The sequence below is a fragment of the Streptomyces griseoviridis genome, assembly GCF_005222485.1.
In the GTDB taxonomy this organism is placed as follows: Bacteria; Actinomycetota; Actinomycetes; order Streptomycetales; family Streptomycetaceae; genus Streptomyces; species Streptomyces hintoniae.
The window spans coordinates 5399866-5419089 of the sequence record NZ_CP029078.1; the positions used below are offsets into that span (position 1 = coordinate 5399866).

The 19224-nt window shown below is 73.2% G+C and carries 12 protein-coding genes and 1 riboswitch; of the genes, 6 read left to right on the forward strand and 6 right to left on the reverse strand.

Annotation, left to right across the window (positions count from 1 at the left end; genetic code table 11):
* The first annotated feature begins 258 nt into the window (after positions 1 to 258).
* A complete protein-coding gene (locus DDJ31_RS23390) occupies positions 259 to 612 on the forward strand; it encodes a hypothetical protein (RefSeq protein ID WP_127178417.1) in 354 nt (117 codons plus the stop codon).
* Here the strand turns inward: DDJ31_RS23390 and DDJ31_RS23395 are convergent.
* Positions 590 to 1609, reverse strand: coding sequence for a tellurite resistance/C4-dicarboxylate transporter family protein (locus DDJ31_RS23395; RefSeq protein ID WP_127178416.1), 1020 nt, complete (start codon positions 1607 to 1609; stop codon positions 590 to 592). The genes DDJ31_RS23390 and DDJ31_RS23395 overlap by 23 nt on opposite strands.
* Before the next feature lie 260 nt (positions 1610 to 1869).
* Positions 1870 to 3015 (reverse strand): C40 family peptidase, encoded by a 1146-nt coding sequence (locus DDJ31_RS23400; protein WP_127178415.1) that lies wholly within the window; start codon positions 3013 to 3015, stop codon positions 1870 to 1872.
* Positions 3016 to 3023: 8 nt separating this feature from the next.
* A riboswitch (cyclic di-AMP (ydaO/yuaA leader) is annotated at positions 3024 to 3179 on the reverse strand.
* 269 nt (positions 3180 to 3448) lie between these two features.
* Here DDJ31_RS23400 and pcrA point away from each other — a divergent pair.
* Positions 3449 to 5938: a DNA helicase PcrA gene (gene pcrA, locus DDJ31_RS23405; RefSeq protein ID WP_127178414.1), complete on the forward strand. Its 2490-nt coding sequence runs from the start codon at positions 3449 to 3451 to the stop codon at positions 5936 to 5938.
* A 105-nt stretch (positions 5939 to 6043) separates the two neighbouring features.
* Here pcrA and DDJ31_RS23410 read toward each other — a convergent pair whose 3' ends face one another.
* Complete coding sequence (locus DDJ31_RS23410) at positions 6044 to 7789, reverse strand: M23 family metallopeptidase (protein WP_164784909.1); 1746 nt, start codon at positions 7787 to 7789, stop codon at positions 6044 to 6046.
* Positions 7790 to 7964: 175 nt separating this feature from the next.
* Entirely contained in the window at positions 7965 to 8834 is an 870-nt protein-coding gene (locus tag DDJ31_RS23415; protein WP_127178412.1) for an esterase/lipase family protein, read from the reverse strand.
* Between the two features lie 339 nt (positions 8835 to 9173).
* On the opposite strand from DDJ31_RS23415, the gene DDJ31_RS23420 reads away from it, so the two are divergent.
* Positions 9174 to 9584, forward strand: coding sequence for a cobalamin B12-binding domain-containing protein (locus tag DDJ31_RS23420; protein ID WP_127178411.1), 411 nt, complete (start codon positions 9174 to 9176; stop codon positions 9582 to 9584).
* A 118-nt stretch (positions 9585 to 9702) separates the two neighbouring features.
* Here the strand turns inward: DDJ31_RS23420 and DDJ31_RS23425 are convergent, their stop codons facing one another.
* Both DDJ31_RS23425 and DDJ31_RS23430 read right to left on the reverse strand, forming a co-directional pair.
* Positions 9703 to 11646 (reverse strand): DUF5691 domain-containing protein, encoded by a 1944-nt coding sequence (locus tag DDJ31_RS23425; protein ID WP_240678103.1) that lies wholly within the window; start codon positions 11644 to 11646, stop codon positions 9703 to 9705.
* 46 nt (positions 11647 to 11692) lie between these two features.
* Positions 11693 to 13036, reverse strand: a complete 1344-nt coding sequence (locus DDJ31_RS23430; protein WP_127178410.1) for an SWIM zinc finger family protein — start codon at positions 13034 to 13036, stop codon at positions 11693 to 11695.
* A gap of 132 nt (positions 13037 to 13168) precedes the next feature.
* On the opposite strand from DDJ31_RS23430, the gene DDJ31_RS23435 reads away from it, so the two are divergent.
* From DDJ31_RS23435 to DDJ31_RS23445, 3 genes are all read left to right on the forward strand, one after another.
* Positions 13169 to 14365 (forward strand): ATP-binding protein, encoded by a 1197-nt coding sequence (locus DDJ31_RS23435; RefSeq protein WP_127178409.1) that lies wholly within the window; start codon positions 13169 to 13171, stop codon positions 14363 to 14365.
* A 30-nt stretch (positions 14366 to 14395) separates the two neighbouring features.
* Positions 14396 to 17158 carry a DUF5682 family protein gene (locus DDJ31_RS23440; RefSeq protein ID WP_431027432.1) on the forward strand — a complete coding sequence of 921 codons (2763 nt, stop codon included), beginning with the start codon at positions 14396 to 14398 and terminating at the stop codon, positions 17156 to 17158.
* Positions 17159 to 17310: 152 nt separating this feature from the next.
* Positions 17311 to 18471: a VWA domain-containing protein gene (locus tag DDJ31_RS23445; protein ID WP_127178408.1), complete on the forward strand. Its 1161-nt coding sequence runs from the start codon at positions 17311 to 17313 to the stop codon at positions 18469 to 18471.
* Positions 18472 to 19224: the final 753 nt, after the last annotated feature.

The following is a 19224-nucleotide window of genomic DNA, read 5'->3' on the forward strand; positions in this document are numbered from 1 at the left end:
TGTACGGAACTGAAAGAAGGAGTTCGAGAGAGGACCGGAACTGACCGGGTCGCGGAGGCGAGACGGGCCGGTTCGCGTGGTGCGCTGACCGAACGGACCATTCCGGTTCGCGAGACGGTGACAGAGTGCTATGCAACGCATATATGCGTGACCGGGTGGCCGACGTCAGGCGGGCGGGGATAGGCCCCGGGGGGCGTGCGCCGAGGGGGCCCAGGGGCGGTGTCCCGGCCGTGCGAGGGCCTGATTAGGCTCCGGACCATGGACGTACTCATCCATCTCTTCGTCGCCCTGCACATCGTCGGCATCGCCGCGCTGCTCGGCGGCTTCCTCACCCAGCTGAAGGCGATGGGCCGCGGCGACGCCCGCTTCGTCCCCGCCATGCTGCACGGCGCGCTGACCATGCTGGTCACCGGAGCGGTCCTGGTCGGCCTCAACCAGGCCGACGACCACCCCGTCAACAACATCAAGATCGGCCTGAAGCTGGCCCTGCTGGTCGTCGTCCTCGGCCTGGTCTATGTCAAGCGCGACGACGAGAAGGTCGACAGGAACCTCTTCGGCCTGGTCGGCCTGTTCACCACCGCCAACATCTTCATCGCCGTTCTCTGGACCTGACCCCGCCCCGGTCACCCGCGCGGGAACGCACCGCGCCCACCAGGACCGTCAGCCACGCCGCCACCGCGACCCACACCAGCACCCGCCCGAGGTCCCCGAGCCACGGGACGCCGACCGCCGTCGCGACGTCCAGCGCGGCCACCGCCGTCATCGCCAGCGGGAACACCGTCGACCAGCGGAGCACGTCGTAGCGCGGCCTGGGGCGCACGGCCTCCGCGACGGCGAGCACCACGAACCAGGCGAGGCACAGCACCAGCAGCGCCACCGTGACCGCCCGCAGGACGCCGTGGTCGTCGTCGTTCCACAGGTACAGGCGACCGCCGTCCGCGATGAGCAGGCGCGCACCGGCCAGTGCCGAGACGGCGAGCGCGCCGCCCGCCACCCACTGGTCGCCCGCGCCCTCCAGCAGCTGCCGCCGGTCGAAACCGGCCAGCGCGAAGCCGTAGAGGACCAGGCCGAGCCAGAACAGCACGAGCGCCGCGTGCGCGAGCCAGGCCGCCGGCACCGCGCGGGCGAGGGTGGCGCCCAGCACGGCCAGCGTCTCCGTCGCCACGGACCCCAGGAACACCGCGCCCGGCATCCCGCGCCGCCGCCAGTGCCGTACGACGCCGACGAGCAGCACCGGCCAGCAGGCCGCCGCCAGCGCCAGCAGGACCTCGGCGAGGCGGTGCCGTCCCAGGCCGGAGAGGCGGGTGCCGAGGACGGCGGTGGCCGCCACGGCCGTCAGCGCGCCCGGCGTCCCCGCCTCCGCCGTCCACCGCGCGCGCTCCCGCGCCGGCCGTACGGCGAACCCCGCCGCGAGCGCCACCCACGCCCCGCAGGTGAGCGCCAGCGCGATCCACGACAGCACCGCGTGACCGGTCAGCTGAAGCCCCACCGAGATCATCCCGGTCGCCAGCACCGCCGCCCCGGCCTCCGGCGGACGCCGCGCCCACCAGGCGCGCGGGGAGAGTGGACCGACGGGGGCACCGGACACGGGACCGTGGGGGGCGGACATGCGCCGATGCTAAGGAGCCCGGGGCACGGCGACGGTGGGGCGCGCACGCGGGGGTACGGAAATACGCGCGGGCGCAGGGCAGCGGCCCGCACGCCCGGCGCCGGGCGGCACGTGACGAGCGGAACGCGCGGAGAGGGGGCGGCACGCGCGCGTACCGCTCTCCTCCTCGGTACGGGGGCGGCACGCGCGCGTAGCCGCTCCCTCTCCGCGCGGGGCGGCACGCGCGCGTACCGCCCCGCCCCCGTGCCCGTACCGTCCGGTCAGGCCGGGCGGACCACGCTGTGGATCGCCGACTCGCCGTCGTAGTAGAGGGACTCCTCGCGCACGTAGGCGCCCGGCTTCGGCGCGTGGATCATCATGCCGTCGCCGATGTAGATGCCCACATGGGTGACGTCGTCGTAGAAGAAGACCAGGTCACCGGGTTGCGCGGCGGCGAGGGAGACCGTGGTGCCGGCGTTCACCTGGTCGTAGGTGGTGCGCGGGAGGCTGACTCCCGCGGCCTTCCACGCGGCCTGGGTGAGACCGGAGCAGTCGTAGGAGTCGGGGCCCGTCGCGCCCCACACGTACGGCTTGCCGATCTGCGCGCGGGCGAACGCCAGCGTCTTCTGGGCCTTCGTGGAGTACGCGCCCGACGACGACGAGGGCGCCGACGACGAGGAAGCCGACGTGTCCGGCTGCCGCTGGGCCGCCTTCTCCGCCGCCGCCTGCCGCTTCGCCAGCTCGGCCGCCTCCTCGGCGGCCTTCTCCCGCTTCTCCTTCTCGATCGCCGCCAGCCGCGCCTTCTCCTCGGCGGTCAGCCTCGAGAGCACCGCGCGCGCGTCGGACAGTTTCCGCTGCACGGTGGCCTTCGCCGTGTGCAGGTCGCTCTGCGTCTCGGTGAGCGTCTGAAGACCCTGGGCGGCCTCCCGCCGCTTCTTCATGGTCGCCGACTGCTCGGTGACGTAGTCGTCGACCGCGCCCTTCTGCCGCGTGGTCAGACGGCTCATCAGCTGCGTCTGGTCGAAGTAGTCCTGCGGCGAGTCGGCGAGCAGGAACGTCGCCGTGTCCGGCGCGGAGGCGCCCGTGCGGTACTGCGCGGCGGCGAAGGAACCCAGCTCCTCGCGCGCCTCGTTGAGCTTCTGGGTGCGCCGGGCCACGTCGTCGAGGAGGGTGTCGACGCGCTTGCGCTGCTTGCCCGTCCGCTCCTTGGCCGCGTTGTACTTCTCCGTCGCCGACTCCGCCTGCCGGTACAGGGCGTCGACCTTCTTCTCGACCTCCTCCAGGCTCGGAGCGCCGTCGGCGGCGGGCGTGGCGTCGGCCGACTGGGACAGCAGGGCCACCGAGGTGAGGGCGGCCGTGGCGAGAGCGGGGGTGCGGATTCCTGCTACGCGCGTTCCGGCGGGACGCGACTTGCGGTGCGACGCCAAGAGTGGCGACTCCTTCCGATCTCCGCCTACCGAGTTAGCTGTCGGGTTCGGGCGGGTGGTGAGGAAGGGTTGCCCTACGGATCCTGCCCCCAGGGGGCTGCGGACCGATTCACCCCGGGATCGGTGGGTCCCCGGCTCCGGTCGCGCGGCGGCGCCCCGGACTCGGCGGAGGCCGCGCGGCCCGGCGACGTTCGCCGGTGGGGGTCGTGCGGCCTGCCGGGAACGGTAGCCAACTCGTGTGCCCCCTGTGAAGGTTGATGGCCGATATGCCCGATACATTTTCGTGACCTGGCGAGGCTCCCCGATCCGCCGTCGCCGCACGTGAGGGGCCGGTCGCGGACGGTCGCGGAGGGCGTCCGCACCGCCGCCCGCACCCGGGATCTTCTCAGGGCGGCGGCGGGCTGTCAGTGGGGCGGCCTAGACTCGGAGAGCGATGAGCAGCCTCTTTGACGACAGCTTCCTGGCGAACCTCCAGACCCCCCGCGGGCACGACGAGGAACCCCCGCCACCGCCCGAGGACGAGCACGCTCCGGAGTCGATCCCGGACGACCTGTTCGCCGGGAAGTTCGACGTGCCCCCGGAACGGGACGCCCACTACCGCGACGGCGCCCCCCGCCCGGTGCTCGACCCGGCGGCCCTGGTCGACGGGCTGAACGAGAACCAGCGGGAGGCCGTCGTGCACGCCGGCACCCCCCTGCTCATCGTGGCCGGCGCGGGATCGGGCAAGACCAGGGTGCTCACCCACCGCATCGCCTACCTGCTGGCCGCGCGGAACGCGCACCCCGGCCAGATCCTCGCCATCACCTTCACCAACAAGGCCGCGGGCGAGATGAAGGAGCGCGTCGAGCAGCTCGTCGGCCCCCGCGCGAACGCCATGTGGGTGATGACGTTCCACAGCGCGTGCGTGCGCATCCTGCGCCGCGAGAGCAAGAAACTCGGCTTCACGTCGTCGTTCTCGATCTACGACGCCGCCGACTCCAAGCGCCTGATGGCGCTGGTCTGCCGCGATCTCGACCTCGACCCCAAGCGCTACCCGCCGAAGTCCTTCAGCGCCAAGATCTCCAACCTGAAGAACGAGCTGATCGACGAGGAGGACTTCGCGGCCCAGGCCGCCGACGGCTTCGAGAAGACCCTCGCCCAGGCCTACGCGATGTACCAGTCGCGGCTGCGCGAGGCCAACGCCCTCGACTTCGACGACCTGATCATGACGACGGTCAACCTGCTGCGCGCCTTCCCCGACGTCGCCGAGCACTACCGCCGCCGCTTCCGGCACGTCCTGGTCGACGAGTACCAGGACACCAACCACGCCCAGTACGCGCTGGTGCGCGAGCTGGTCGGCAGCTCCGAGCACCCGGTGGACGTCCCGCCCGCCGAGCACGACCTGCCGCCCGCCGAGCTGTGCGTCGTCGGTGACGCCGACCAGTCGATCTACGCCTTCCGGGGCGCGACGATCCGCAACATCCTCCAGTTCGAGGAGGACTACCCGGACGCGACGACGATCCTCCTGGAGCAGAACTACCGCTCCACCCAGACGATCCTGTCCGCGGCCAACGCCGTCATCGAGCGCAACGAGTCCCGCCGCCCCAAGAACCTGTGGACCAACGCGGGCGCGGGCGCCCGCATCACCGGCTACGTCGCCGACACCGAGCACGACGAGGCGCAGTTCGTCGCCGAGGAGATAGACCGCCTCACCGACGCGGGCGACGCCAAGGCCGGCGACGTCGCCGTCTTCTACCGCACGAACGCCCAGTCCCGGGTCTTCGAAGAGATCTTCATCCGCGTCGGCCTGCCCTACAAGGTCGTCGGCGGCGTGCGCTTCTACGAGCGCAAGGAGGTCAGGGACGTCCTCGCCTACCTGCGGGTGCTGGCCAACCCGGAGGACTCCGTCCCGCTGCGCCGCATCCTGAACGTGCCCAAGCGCGGCATCGGCGACCGCGCCGAGGCGATGATCGACGCCCTCGCCCAGCGCGAGAAGATCAGCTTCCCGCAGGCGCTGCGCCGGGTGGACGAGGCGTACGGCATGGCGGCCCGCTCCACCAACGCCGTCAAGCGGTTCAACACGCTGATGGAGGACCTGCGGACGATCGTCGACTCCGGTGCCGGGCCCGCCACGGTCCTTGAGGCGATCCTCGAACGCACCGGCTACCTCGCCGAGTTGCAGGCCTCCACCGACCCGCAGGACGAGACCCGCATCGAGAACCTCCAGGAACTCGCCGCCGTCGCCCTGGAGTTCGAGCAGGAGACCGGCGACACCGAGAGCGAGACGCCCGCCGGGCTCGCCGCCTTCCTCGAACGGGTCGCGCTGGTCGCCGACTCCGACCAGATCCCCGACGAGGACGACGGCTCCGGAGTCATCACCCTGATGACCCTGCACACCGCGAAGGGCCTCGAATTCCCGGTGGTGTTCCTCACCGGCATGGAGGACGGCGTCTTCCCGCACATGCGCGCCCTCGGCCAGACCAAGGAGCTGGAGGAGGAGCGGCGGCTCGCCTACGTCGGCATCACCCGCGCGCGGGAACGGCTGTATCTGACGCGCTCCTCGCTGCGCAGCGCGTGGGGGCAGCCGTCGTACAACCCGCCCTCCCGGTTCCTCGAGGAGATCCCGCCCCAGCACGTCGACTGGAAGCGCACCGGCGCCACCGCGCCCGCGTCCTCAGGACCGGTGTCGGGGGTGGCGGGCTCCCTGTCGTCGTCCCGGTCCCGTTCCTCGGCGTCGGGTGCGTCCGGGTTCGCCACCCGCAGGACGTCGGAGAAGCCGGTGGTCACGCTGGCCGTCGGCGACCGGGTGACCCACGACCAGTTCGGGCTCGGCACGGTGGTGGGGGTCAAGGGCACGGGCGCCAACACGGAGGCGACGGTCGACTTCGGGGACCCCAAGCCGAAGCGGCTGCTGCTGCGGTACGCGCCGGTCGAGAAGCTCTGACCGGCGCGAGACCCGGGCGGGTTGGGGACGGGGTCCCCACCGGCCGGAGGACGCGGACGGCTCCGCCTCGACGCGGGTGGGCCGTCCGGTCCGCGCGGGCGGGAGTTACGTCGGGTCGATGCCGTGGCTGCGCAGCCACGGGAGCGGGTCGATGGCCGAGCCGCCCGCGGGCCTGACCTCGAAGTGCAGGTGCGGTCCCGTCGAGTTGCCCGAGTTCCCCGAGTACGCGATCGGGTCGCCGGCCTTGACCGGCGTACCGGAGGCGACCCGGTAGGTGGAGAGGTGGCAGTACCACGTCTCCGTGCCGTCCTTCGCGGTCACGATCATCATGTTGCCGTAGGCGCTGTTCCACTGCGTCCGCGCGACGCCGTCGGTCGCGGCCATCACGGTGGTGCCGTACGAGACCGGGAAGTCGATGCCGGTGTGCACCGACATCCAGTTGATGCCGGCCTGGCCGAAGTAGGCGCTGAGCCCGCGCTGGGCCACCGGGAGCGCGTACTTGGGGCGCAGCCGCTCCTTGCGGGCGGCCTCCGCGATGGCCTTCTTCTTCTCGGCGACCTGCTCGGCCTTGAGGTCGATGCGCTCCTGGGTGCGGCTCGCCCGGTCGGCGAAGTCGTCGGCACCGGCGGAGAGGCTCTGCAACTGGGTGTCCAGCTTGATGTTGGCGGTCGACGGCTGCACCGGCTGCGCGTCCGACGCCGACGCGGAGGTCGCCGCCTCGCCTTCGCCGGTCAGCGTGCCCACCGACGCGGCGGCGATGCCCGCGACCCCCATCACGCACGCCGACGGCACGGCGATCGTCAGCAGCGCGGACCGCTTGGGCGGCGGCCTGCGGCGCGAGCGCGACGCGGCACGCCCGGCGGCGCGTGCGGCCGGGACGATCTCCTCCTGGTCGTCCAGGAGCGGCGCGAAGGCGGGGAGTTCACCGGTGGCGGTCAGCCCCTCGTCGTCATGCGCGGCGGGCCGGTCGTAGTCGGCCTCGTCGAACCCGGTCTCGCTGTGACCGGCCTGGTCGTAACCGGTCTGGTCGTAACCGGTCTGGCCGTGGTGCGGTTCGTCGTCGTAGCCGGACGATCCGTGACCCGGTCCGTCGTGACCGGACCGGTCGTAACCGCGCTGGTCGTACCCGCCCTGGTCGTACCCGCCCTGGTCGTAATCCGCCTGCTCATGGCCGGGTTCGTCGTAGCCGCTGCGGTCGACGTGCTCGGCGCGGCCGAACTCGTCGTCGCCGTGCGGGTGTTCGACCTGGGAGAAGACGGCGGTCGACTGCTGGTCGAAGCCCGCGTCCGCCTGCGGGTCGTGGCCGCCGTCGGCGGCGGGGGCCGAGCCGTCGGAGTTCCACTGGGTGGCGTCGTACGTGCCCGTCTCGAAGGTCTGGGTGCCCCACTCCCACTGCTGGGTCCCGTCGGCGTGGCCGCCGGAGGCGTCGGGCTGGAGCCAACCGCTCGCGTCCCACTGCCCCGAGGCGTCGGAGACGTGCGTCTGCGGCGGGACCGCGGACAGGTGCTGCCCGGTGCCCCAGGCCGTCGTCTCGTACGCGCCGGTGTCGTACGTGGCGTGGTGCTGCGCCGCGTAGGCGTCGTAGTGGAGGGTCTGGTGGCCGCCGGTGTTCCAGGCCGACTTGTCGTACGCGCCGGTGGCGTCGCCGGGGAGGCTGCCGAAGAGGGGGTCGGCGGCGAACGTCGACGTGCCGTGGCCGTCGGTCGGGAAGGCGCCGGTGTCGTAGCCGCCGTACGGGGTGAAGTCGCCGTACTGGGCTTCCTGGGTGCCGTACGGCGCCTGGTGTGCCGGGTCGGCGTCGGAAGCCGGGGTCGGGGTGGTCAGTATCCCCGACGGGTGACGGTCGTTCACCAACTTCTCTTTCGCCTCGACAACAGGGGCTGCCAGAGCAGTGCGGCGACTGTACCCGGCGGTATACGGGCGCGACAATCTTCCGCAGGTTTCACCCTCGAAGGAAACGGGCATTCGGCCGTCTTTCGGCGGACCGCGGGACGGGCTTGGCCCTGTGTTCGAAGAATGTTCGACGTCAGGCCACGGTTAGCCCGTCTGTTCGGGCGCTTGAACCGGTCTCCGACTCCGCCTCGTCGAGGGCCTCGCGGACGCCGGCCGCGACGGCCGGATGCACCGGAAGGGCCAGATGTCCGATTCCGCTCACCCGGACGTTGCGCGCGAGCAGATCGGGGTGGTCGACACGGGCGGTCTCCGGCGGGTCCATGAGGTGGTCGAGGTCGCTCCAGAAACTGACGAACCGGGTACGGCAGCCCGGCGCGGGCCGCGCCAGCTCCTCCAGGAGGTCCGAACCGGGGCGCATCTGCCGCACGATCGGGTGCGCGTTCGCCAACGGCGCCACCCGGGTGCCCGAGTGCGGGGTGCCGAGGGTGACCAGCGTCCGCACCCGCAGGTCGCCGCCGAGCCGCTGCGCGTAGTAGCGGGCGATCAGACCGCCGAGGCTGTGGCCGACGACGTCCACCCGCGGGCTGCCGGTGCGCGCGCAGATCTCCTCGATGTGCCGCCCGAGCAGCTCGGCCGCGGTCCTGATGTCACACGTCAGCGGCGAGTAGTTCAACGACGTGAGCTGCCTGCGGCCGTGCTGGGCGAGGCTGCGGCGCAGCAGGACGAAGACGGAGCGGTTGTCGATGAACCCGTGCAGCAGCACCACCGGGGGCCGGTCCTCGATCGGCAGCCGCGCGGCGCCGTCCGGCGGGAGCGGGCCGGGGTCCGACTCCTCGGCGCGTTCGGCGACGATGCCGGACGGGTAGAGGAGAAGGTGGCCGACGAGGATCGCCAGCTCCAGGGTGGTCGCCTTCAGCAGGGTCAGGGAGAGCCCCGCCAGCCGGTCGGGCAGCAGCTTCTGACAGAGCGGGAACAAGGGCGGCACCGCCCGGGTGACCTTCATGGCCGACCTCCTGTCGGCGCACCGAGGACGGCGCTGTCCCCCGTGTGCCCTCATGGGAAGCCGAGCGGAGACGGTGCGGGCCAAGGGTCTGGGGCTGACGGTCGACGCGACCTCGTGGCGGCTTCCTCCGCGCCTGCTCCCCCTGTGGCGCGGGTGCCGCACGCGGATACGGCCCCTTGTGCCGCAGAGACTCGGAACGAGCGCTGCGAACATGTCCCTCTGTGTGATTTCCCCCTCGGTCGGCGCCGCGAAACTGCCGGTTGCGGGATGCTGTGGATAACGTTCGTTCACTTCACGGACGGACGTCTTCTTGGACGTCGTCGCTTCATGGAGGCAGTGATGGGTGTCGCAACCGGTCCGATCCGCGTGGTGGTCGCCAAACCAGGGCTCGACGGTCATGACCGCGGAGCCAAGGTGATCGCCCGAGCCCTGCGGGACGCGGGCATGGAGGTCATCTACACGGGGCTCCACCAGACCCCCGAGCAGATCGTCGGCACGGCGATCCAGGAGGACGCCGACGCGATCGGGCTGTCCATCCTCTCCGGCGCGCACAACACCCTCTTCGCCGCGGTGATCGACCTGCTCAAGGAGCGGGACGCGGCCGACATCCTCGTCTTCGGCGGCGGCATCATCCCGGAGGCGGACATCGCCCCGCTGAAGGAGAAGGGGGTCGCCGAGATCTTCACGCCGGGGGCGACCACCGGGACGATCGTCGACTGGGTACGGGCCCATGTACGGCAGCCGGCCTGACGGGGGGCGCGGCCGGTCTGGCGGGGGAGCGTAGCTGGGCGTGGTGGGCGGCGCCGGGGGCTCCGCCCCAGGTGTCCCCCGCGTCGGCCCCGCCCATCAGTGGCGCACCGGCTCGGGTTCAGAGGTCGGTGACCGTGCTCCTCCCCTCCAGTTCCTCTTCCATCGTGGCCCGCAGGCGCAGGGTCGTCACCAGGCGCTGGAACGCCTCCGCCCAGTAGCCGACCGCTCCCGGTGACGCGTCCTCCGGTTCGTCCGGTACGGCCAGGAGGCCGTTGAGTCGGGACGCCTCGGACGGGTCGAGGCAGCGCTCGGACAGTCCCATGACACCGCTGAAGCTCCATGGGTAACTCCCCGCGTCCCGCGCGATGTTCAGCGCGTCCACCACCGCACGGCCCAGCGGGGGAGCCCAGGGCACCGCGCACACCCCGAGGAGCTGGAACGCCTCGGAGAGGCCGTGCGCGGCTATGAAACCCGCCACCCAGTGGGCGCGTTCGGTGGCGTCCAGGGTGGCCAGCAGCTTCGCCCGCTCCGCCAGCGACACCGCGCCAGGACCACCGGCCTCGGGGGCGGACGGCGGGCCGAGCAGCGCCCGCGCCCAGGTGGCGTCCGCCTGCCGGGCGGCGGCCCTGCACCACGCCGCGTGCAGCTCGCCCTGCCAGTCGTCCGCCACCGGCAGCGCGACGATCTCCTGCGGGGTGCGCCCGCCCAGCCGGGGCGACCAGGTGGAGAGCGGCGCCGCCTCCACCAACTGGCCCAGCCACCAAGATCGTTCACCCCGCCCGTTGGGGGCCTTGGCCACCACGCCGTCGCGTTCCATCGCCGCGTCGCACTCGTGCGGTGCCTCGACCGCGAGGGCGGGGGTGCGATCGGCGGTGTGGTCCAGGGCGACGCAGGAGCCCGCTCGGGCCGCCATCCGGCCGGCCAGCGCCGAGTGCGGCAGCGCCGACAGCAACTCGGCCGCCGTCGCACGGACGTTGCGGCTGCGGTCCGCCAACGCCTCCTCCAGGAACGGTTCGTCCGAGGGGCCGAGGCCCGCGCGGAGCGAGTCGAGGAACATCAGGCGGTCCTCCGCGCGCTCCGTCGGCCAGGTGGAGACGAGCAGATCACGTGCGGCGTCCGGGTCCCGCGCACGCAGGGAGGCGAGCACGGCGACCCGTTCCGCGAACAGGCCCTCCTGCCAGAGGCGTTCGGTGCGGGCCGTGTCCTGCGGGCCGGGCACGGCCGCCTCGCCCGCCGCGGCCGTGCGCAGGGCGAACCGCCAGTCGGGGTTCAGACGGGCCAGCCAGCGTGCGCGCGGGCCCGCGAACGCCAGCGCGGCCGGCCGCAGATCCGTCCTGCCCCTGGCCGCGTCCAGGAGCGCGGGGAGGGACGGCACCGGCGCCGCGTAGCCGTGGGCGTTGGCCGACGCCAGCCACTGGGGGAGCAGCTCCACCAGATCCGGTGCGGTGCCCCGGCGTCCGCCGCCGCCCGAGCCGGTGCGGTCGGCGAGCAGCAGCGCGAGCCGGTGGGCCGCGGCCGGGGGCAGCGCCGGGCGGGTCTCCGGTGGGGCCAGGGCCGGGCGTTCAGCCGCGCGGGCCGGCCGCAGCCCGGCCCGCCGCCGAACGGTCTCCAGCGCCGCCGCGTCCAGCAGCGCGATCGGTGCCTCCCGGCCGGCCGCCGCCGTGAGCCCCTGCGGGGGTCGCCGGTCGGTCCCGAGCAGGGCGGCAGTGACGAGCCCTTCCCAGTCCCCGGGAGGGGGCGTCGGGGTGGATGCGGGGGCTTGGGCGTGGACGGTGCCGGGGGTAGGGGCAGGGGCGGGGGTGGAGTCGGTGGCGGCACCGGCACCGGTATTGGCATCGGCGCTGCCGGACCCGGACCCGGATCCGGACCCGGATCCGGACCCGGACCCGGAGCCGGAGCCGGGGCCGGAATCAGTGGCGTTGGTCGTGCTGGTGCTCGGTGTCCTTATGTTCTTGCTGCCGGTGCTGCCGGTGCTGCCGGTGCTGCCGGTGCTGCCGGTGCTGCCCGTGGTCTCCGTGCTGCCGGTGGTCCCCGTGGTCCCCGTTATGTTCGAGGCTTTCATGCACATCCCCTCTCAGACGTGACCGTGTGTCGGTGTGTGTGGTCGGTCAGCAGAGTCGGACCGGCTCTCCCGGGCCTTCCGGCCACCCGGTCAGTGGCGTGAAGCCCTGGTGGCCGCACTCGCCGAAGACCCTGACCGGGGCCCCGCCGGACAGGGCGACCAGGCGCCAGAAGCCGGGGCGGGAGCGGGCCGCGGGGGTGAGGGGGAGGGCGTTGTCCTCGTCGGCGTCCGCGAGCTGCCAGGTGTCGCCGTCCGGGGTCGGTATCACCCGGCCCAGGGTGACCGGGACGGAGTCGAGCCAGGGGTCGTCGCGCAGCGCCTGGCCGTAACGGGCCGCCGCCACGGCCGTCGTCACCCCGGGCGGCCTGGTGTCCGTCGGGGACGGGGGCCCGAACTGCCGGCCGAGCGCCACCCGGGACTGCCCGGCGCCCGGATACGCGGCCACCTCCGTGTCCAGCGCGAGCCCGACCGGCAGCGCCAGCTCCGGGGCGCGGCCCGCCGCACCGTAGGAGAGGAGCAGCACCGTGCGGTCCGTTTCCCCGCCGTACAGCCAGATCCGGCGGGTCGTCAGACGGGAGTCGGCCGTGTCGTACTGGGCGAGCACCAGCCAGGTGTCCCGTACGGCCGCCTCCGCGGCCTGCGCGGGCAGGCCCACCCGGGAGCGGACCGTCGCCGCGAGGCCCTCGGGCAGCTCCGCGCGCCGCAGCCAACCCTGGTCGAGCAGGTGGAGCAGCGCGCACTCCTCAAGCAGCCGTACCGGCCAGCCGGGTCCCGACGCCGGTATCGCCCCCAACTCCCGGGCCCGCGCGGCCAGTCCCGGTGCCTGGGCGTCGACCATCCGGGCCGCCGTCTCCTCCCACAGCGCGTACCCGGCCTGCTCCGCGCCCGCCAGCCCGCCGCGCAGCAGATCGGCGAGCCGCTGCTCCAACTCCGTCGCGCCCGCGGTGATCCGCTCGGCCCTGCGCTCCGCCCGCCGCCGTGCCGCCTCCGGATCACCCGCCCCGGCCGAGGCGTCCGCGGCCTTCTCCTCGGCCTTCCTCCTTCTCCCCTCCAGCCACTGCTGAGCCCAGTCCGGCGGCGCTCCCGCCGGGACCGCGTCCTCGTCGCCCGCCCAGAGGAGCAGCAGCCCGAGCCCGTGTTTGCACGGGAACTTGCGGCTCGGGCAACTGCACTTGTACGCAGGACCCGACGGGTCCGCGAGGTCGACGACCGTCTGGTACGGCTTGCTGCCGCTGCCCTTGCACAGCCCCCACACCGCCCCTTCGTCCGTGGTTCCCGCCCCGGACCACGGCCCCGCCGCTCCGAGTTTGCTTCCCGCTTTGCGTGACGGGGCATCAGGCGCCAGTGCCAGCACCTGATCCGCCGTCCAGCGCACCCCCTGCTGAGTCATGACATCGAAGGTAGAACCCACCACTGACAATCGGCCTCGCGAGAGCGTTTCCGCAGGTCAGATCGGATTGTCAGTGGCATGGTGCACGGTGGTCCCAGATCCGAACCGGCCGAGCTGGAGGGGGCCTCAGCCATGTCTGTGTCCACAGAACCGACATCCGCCGAAGCACGTGGGAGCGGCTCCGCGCCCGCGAATCCGACGAGCGGCACCGCTCCGTCCCCGACCCCGCGGGCGGCGGACGGGACCGGGGCGGAGGTGCTGCGTCCGCACGCCGAGGACGCCTTCGCCGGTGAACTGGCCGCACTCGCCGCGCAGGACGACCGCCCGCGCCCGGTCCGCTGGAAGCTGTCGCCGTGGGCGGTGGCGACCTACCTGCTCGGCGGCACGCTGCCCGACGGCACGGTGATCACACCGAAGTACATCGGCCCGCGCCGCATCGTCGAGGTCGCCGTCACCACCCTCGCCACCGACCGCGCCCTGCTCCTGCTCGGCGTCCCGGGCACCGCCAAGACCTGGGTCTCCGAACACCTGGCGGCGGCGGTCAGCGGCGACTCGACGCTCATCGTCCAGGGCACCGCCGGCACCCCCGAGGAGGCGATCAGGTACGGGTGGAACTACGCGCGGCTGCTCGCCCACGGACCCAGCCGTGACGCCCTGGTGCCCAGCCCGGTGATGCGCGCCATGGCGGAGGGCATGACCGCCCGGGTCGAGGAGCTGACCAGGATCCCGGCCGACGTCCAGGACTCGCTGATCACGATCCTCTCCGAGAAGACGCTCCCGATACCCGAGCTGGGCCAGGAGACGCAGGCGGTGCGCGGCTTCAACCTGATCGCCACGGCCAACGACCGCGACCGCGGGGTCAACGACCTCTCCAGCGCGCTGCGCCGCCGCTTCAACACGGTCGTGCTGCCGCTGCCGGAGAGCGTCGAGGCCGAGGTGGACATCGTCGCGCGCCGCGTCGAGCAGATCGGCCGCTCGCTCGACCTGCCGGGCGTGCCGGACGGCGCCACCGAGATCCGCCGGGTCGTGACCGTCTTCCGCGAACTGCGTGACGGCGCCACGTCCGACGGCCGCACCAAGCTGAAGTCGCCCAGCGGCACGCTGTCCACGGCCGAGGCGATCTCCGTCATCACCAACGGCCTCGCGCTGGCGGCGCACTTCGGCGACGGCGTGCTGCGCGCCGGGGACGTCGCCGCGGGCATCCTCGGCGCCGTCGTCCGCGACCCGGCGGCCGACCGGGTCGTCTGGCAGGAGTACCTGGAGGCGGTCGTCCGCGAGCGCGACGGCTGGACGGACTTCTACCGCGCCTGCCGCGAGGTGAGCGCGTGACCGGCGGCCCGGGGAACGGAGGTGGTGAACATGCCGGACGCGACGAACACGACGAACACGACGGGCGCGGGGGACACGGCGAACTCGGCGACCTCAGTGGCAACTGACGGGAGCGCGGGCGTGGTTGGCCGGCCGCTGCTGCTCGGGGTGCGGCACCACGGGCCAGGGTCGGCGCGCGCGGTACGGGCGGCGCTGGAGGCGGCACGGCCACGGACCGTGCTCATCGAGGGGCCGCCCGAGGCGGACGCGCTGATCCCGCTGGCCGCCGAGGCGGAGATGCGCCCGCCCGTCGCGCTGCTCGCCCACGCGGTCGACGATCCGGGACGCTCGGCCTTCTGGCCGTTCGCCGAGTTCTCCCCGGAGTGGGTCGCCCTCCGCTGGGCCCTGGAGCGGGGAGTCCCGGCCCGGTTCATCGACCTGCCCGCGACCCACACCCTGGCCTGGGAGAAGGCCGACGAGGCCGGCCCCGAGGAGGGGACAGGCGCCGACTCCGAGGAGGGGACAGGCGCCGGCTCCGGGGCGGATGGCGACGTTCACTCCGAGGCGGGGGGCGGCGATGGTTCCGGCGGCGGGGACGGCGTTGGGCGGGTCCGCCTCGACCCGCTCGCCGTCCTGGCCGACGCCGCCGGGTACGACGACCCCGAGCGCTGGTGGGAGGACGTCGTCGAGCACCGGGGACCGGCGGACGGTGACGCGCTCGCGCCGTTCCTCGTCCTGGAGGAGGCCATGGGCGCGCTGCGGGAGGTGTACGGCAGCGGCGGCCACGAGCGGGACCTCGTCCGCGAAGCCTATATGCGGCTCCAACTGCGTGCCGCGCAGCGCGAGTTCGGGGTGGACGGCGTGGCCGTCGTGTGCGGGGCCTGGCATGTGCCCGCGCTGCGGTCGCGGCCGTCCGTGGCCGCCGACCGGGCCCTCCTGAAGGGGCTGCCCAAGGTCAAGACCGACATGACCTGGGTGCCGTGGACCCACCGCAGGCTGGCGCGGGCCAGCGGCTACGGCGCGGGCATCGCCTCGCCCGGCTGGTACGGCCATCTGTTCGGCGTGCGGGACCGGCCGGTCGAGCGGTGGATGACCAAGGTCGCGGGACTGCTGCGGGACGAGGACCGGATCGTGTCCTCGGCGCACGTCATCGAGGCGGTCCGGCTGGCGGAGACGCTCGCCTCGATGCGCGGTCGCCCGCTGCCCGGCCTCGGCGAGACGACCGACGCGGTACGCGCGGTGATGTGCGAGGGGTCGGACGTCCCGCTGGCCCTGGTGCACGACCGGCTGGTGGTCGGGGACGTCATGGGAGAGGTGCCCGAAGGGGCGCCCGCGGTGCCGTTGCAACGCGACCTCGACCGGATCCGGCGCAGGCTGCGGCTCAAGCCTGAGGCGCTGGAGCGGGAGATAGAGCTCGACCTGCGCAAGGAGATCGACGCCGAGCGCGGCAGGCTGCTGCACCGGCTGCGGCTCCTGGGCGTCGACTGGGGCGAGCCGGTGGCCTCGCGGGGCAGCACGGGCACCTTCAGGGAGACCTGGCGACTGCGCTGGGAACCGGAGTCGGCGGTGCGGGTCGCCGAGGCCGGGGTGTGGGGCACGACGGTGCTCGCCGCCGCCACGGCCAAGGCGGAGGCGGACGCCGTCGCCGCGCCCGGCCTCGCCGAGGTCACGGGTCTGGCCGAGCGCTGTCTGCTGGCCGAACTGCCCGACGCGCTGCCCGTGGTGATGCGGGTCCTCACCGACCGCGCCGCCCTCGACACCGACGTCGGGCAGCTCGCCCAGGCGCTTCCGGCCCTGGTCCGCTCCCTGCGCTACGGCGATGTGCGTGGCACCAAAACCGGCGCGCTGGCGGAGGTGGCCGCGGGACTCGCCGAGCGGATCTTCGTCGGCCTGCCCCCGGCCTGCGCCGCCCTCGACGCCGACGCCGCCGAGGAGATGCGCCGCCATGTCGACGCGGTGCACGGAGCGGTCGGTCTGCTCGGCGACACGGGAGGTGCGAGTGGGACCGGCGGTGCGCATGGGACCGGCGGTGCGCATGGGATGGGCGGTGCGCATGGGACGGAGGGTGAGGACAGCGCGAGTGGTCCTACCCAGGCGGAAGGCGCCGGTGGGGCGGAAGGCGGAGACGGCGCCGGTGTGGCCGGCGGGGCGGAAGACGCGGGCGGCGGAGGCAGTGGCGTCGACGGGGGCGCGTTGCGGGCGCGGTGGCGCGGGGTGCTGCGGGTGCTGTGCGCGCGGGACACCGTTCCCGGGGTGATCCGCGGCCGGGCCGTCCGACTGCTGCTCGACGAAGGGGAGTTGGCGTCCGAGGAGGCGGCGCGGCTCATGGGCCTCGTGCTGTCGCCCGGCACCGCGCCCGCGGACGCCGCCGCGTGGATCGAGGGGTTCGTCGGCGGCGGCTCGGGCGGCGGGATGCTCCTCGTCCACGACGAACGGCTGCTCGGCCTGGTCGACGCCTGGCTGACGGCGGTGCCCGCGGAGGCGTTCACCGACGTACTGCCGCTGCTGCGGCGCACGTTCTCCGCGTACGAGTCCGGGGTGCGTCGCACCCTCGGCGAACTGGTCAAGCGCGGCCCAGGCCGCACCGGGCGGACGACGACCACCGCGCAGGGCGTCCCGGGCTTCGCCCCCGACCTCGACCCCGGACGCGCGGACGCCGTACTGCCGGTCGTGCGGCTGCTGTTGGGACTGACCGCCGGGGGAGCGGACGGAGAGAGAGAAGAAGGCGGGAGCGGAGAGGGCGACGGAGACGGCGCCGGGGCGATGGTGCGGGTGGAGAGCGGTGACGGCGGCTTGATGGGGGTGGAGACATGACAACGGAGCCTATGGCGGCGGCACGATCGGGTGACGGGAGCGACCGGGCCGGCGGAGTCGGTGGAGTCGACGGGAGAGACCGGGCCGGCGGAGTCGGCGAAGTCCACGGGACGGACGGGGGCGGATTCGCCGACCGGAGCCTCGGGAGCGACGTGGACGACGTCGCGCGGGAGCGGTTGCGGCGCTGGCGGCTCGTGCTCGGCGGAGAGGCGGCCGACGGCACCGGATGCGCGCTGACCGGGAAGGACGTCGCGATGGACGGGGCGCTCGCGGCGCTCTACGGCAACGGGGAGGAGAAGGGGCGCAAGCGGGCCGGACGGGACAGGTCGGCGGGGCTCGGGGCGTCGGCGCCGTCCGTGGCGCGCTGGCTCGGGGACATCCGGACGTACTTCCCGTCCTCCGTCGTCCAGGTGATGCAGCGGGACGCCATCGACCGGCTCGGGCTGTCCACGCTGCTCCTCGAGCCGGAGATGCTGGAGGCGGTGGAAGCCGACGTCCATCTCGTCGGCACGCTGCTCTCCCTCAACAAGGTGATGCCGGAGACGACGAAGGAGACGGCGCGGGCGGTGGTGCGCAAGGTCGTCGAGGACCTGGAGAAGCGGCTCGCCACCCGCACCAGGGCCACCCTCACCGGCGCCCTCGACCGCAGCGCGCGCGTCAGCCGGCCGCGCCACCGCGACATCGACTGGAACCGCACCATCGCGGCCAACCTCAAGCACTACCTGCCCGAGTACCGAACGATCGTGCCGGAGCGGCTCATCGGGTACGGGCGGGCCTCGCAGTCCACCAAGAAGGAGGTCATCCTCTGTATCGATCAGTCGGGATCCATGGCGGCGTCGGTGGTGTACGCCTCGGTGTTCGGAGCGGTGCTCGCCTCCATGAGGACGATCTCCACGCGACTCGTCGTCTTCGACACGGCGGTGGTCGACCTCACGGATCAGCTGGACGATCCGGTCGACGTCCTGTTCGGCACGCAGTTGGGCGGCGGCACGGACATCAACCGGGCGCTGGCCTACTGCCAGTCGCAGATCACCCGGCCCGCGGACACGGTGGTCGTCCTGATCAGCGACCTCTACGAGGGCGGCATACGGGACGGGATGCTCAAGCGGGTGGCGGCGATGAAGGCGTCGGGCGTGCAGTTCGTGGCGCTGCTCGCGCTCTCCGACGAAGGGGCGCCGGCCTACGACCGCGAGCACGCGGCCGCGCTGGCCGCGCTCGGGGCACCGGCCTTCGCCTGTACGCCCGACCTCTTCCCGGAGGTGATGGCGGCGGCGATCGAGAAGCGGCCACTGCCGGTTCCGGAGAGCGTCTGAGCGCTCCCTGGACGCCCTGGACGCCCTGGACACCCTGACACTCCGGTATCCCGACGCCCCCGGTCCGCAGGTGATTTGTCGACCTGCTGACTGGGGGCACGGGCCCAAACACGGACATGGCTACCCATCGGTAACGGCGGGCTTGCGCACCCTCGGGAGGGTCGTGCGAGGCTGAGCCCGCACCCTGGTCTTCTGACGTCTCGGATCGTCTCCGATCATCTTCGGGCCGTCTCCGATCGTTCTCCATCGTCTTCTACGTCTTCTACGTCTTCGGCGTCTTCGGCGTAGTTCGTCCCACTGGAGGGTCCGCCCGCCTTGACCTCGACAGCCGCTCTCTCCGGTGCCGTGGCGCGCGTGCGGCGCGTGGCGGCGGGACGGCGTGTGCTGTATGTCGCCCTCCTGGTGGGCGGGTTGTTCGCGCTGGGGTTCCTCTGCGGGGAGCAGGCGCGGGCGGCGGACGGGCCTGTGATGCCGCACGCCGTCGAAGGGGCCGGGCCGCAGACGACCGACGCGCCCGCCAGGCCGACCACGCTCCCCACACCCACACCCAAACCCACACCCACGCCCGCACCGTCACCGGCACGGCCGTTGCCGTCGTCGCCGGTCGGCGATGCGGTGACCACGGTGCTGGACGGGTTGGCGGAGGTCACGGGAGCGGTCACGGCGGGGGTGACCACCGGGATACCCCCGCTGTCGTCGCTCCCCGCACTCCCCGCACTTCCCGGGCTCCCCGCACTTCCCGGGCTCCCTGGG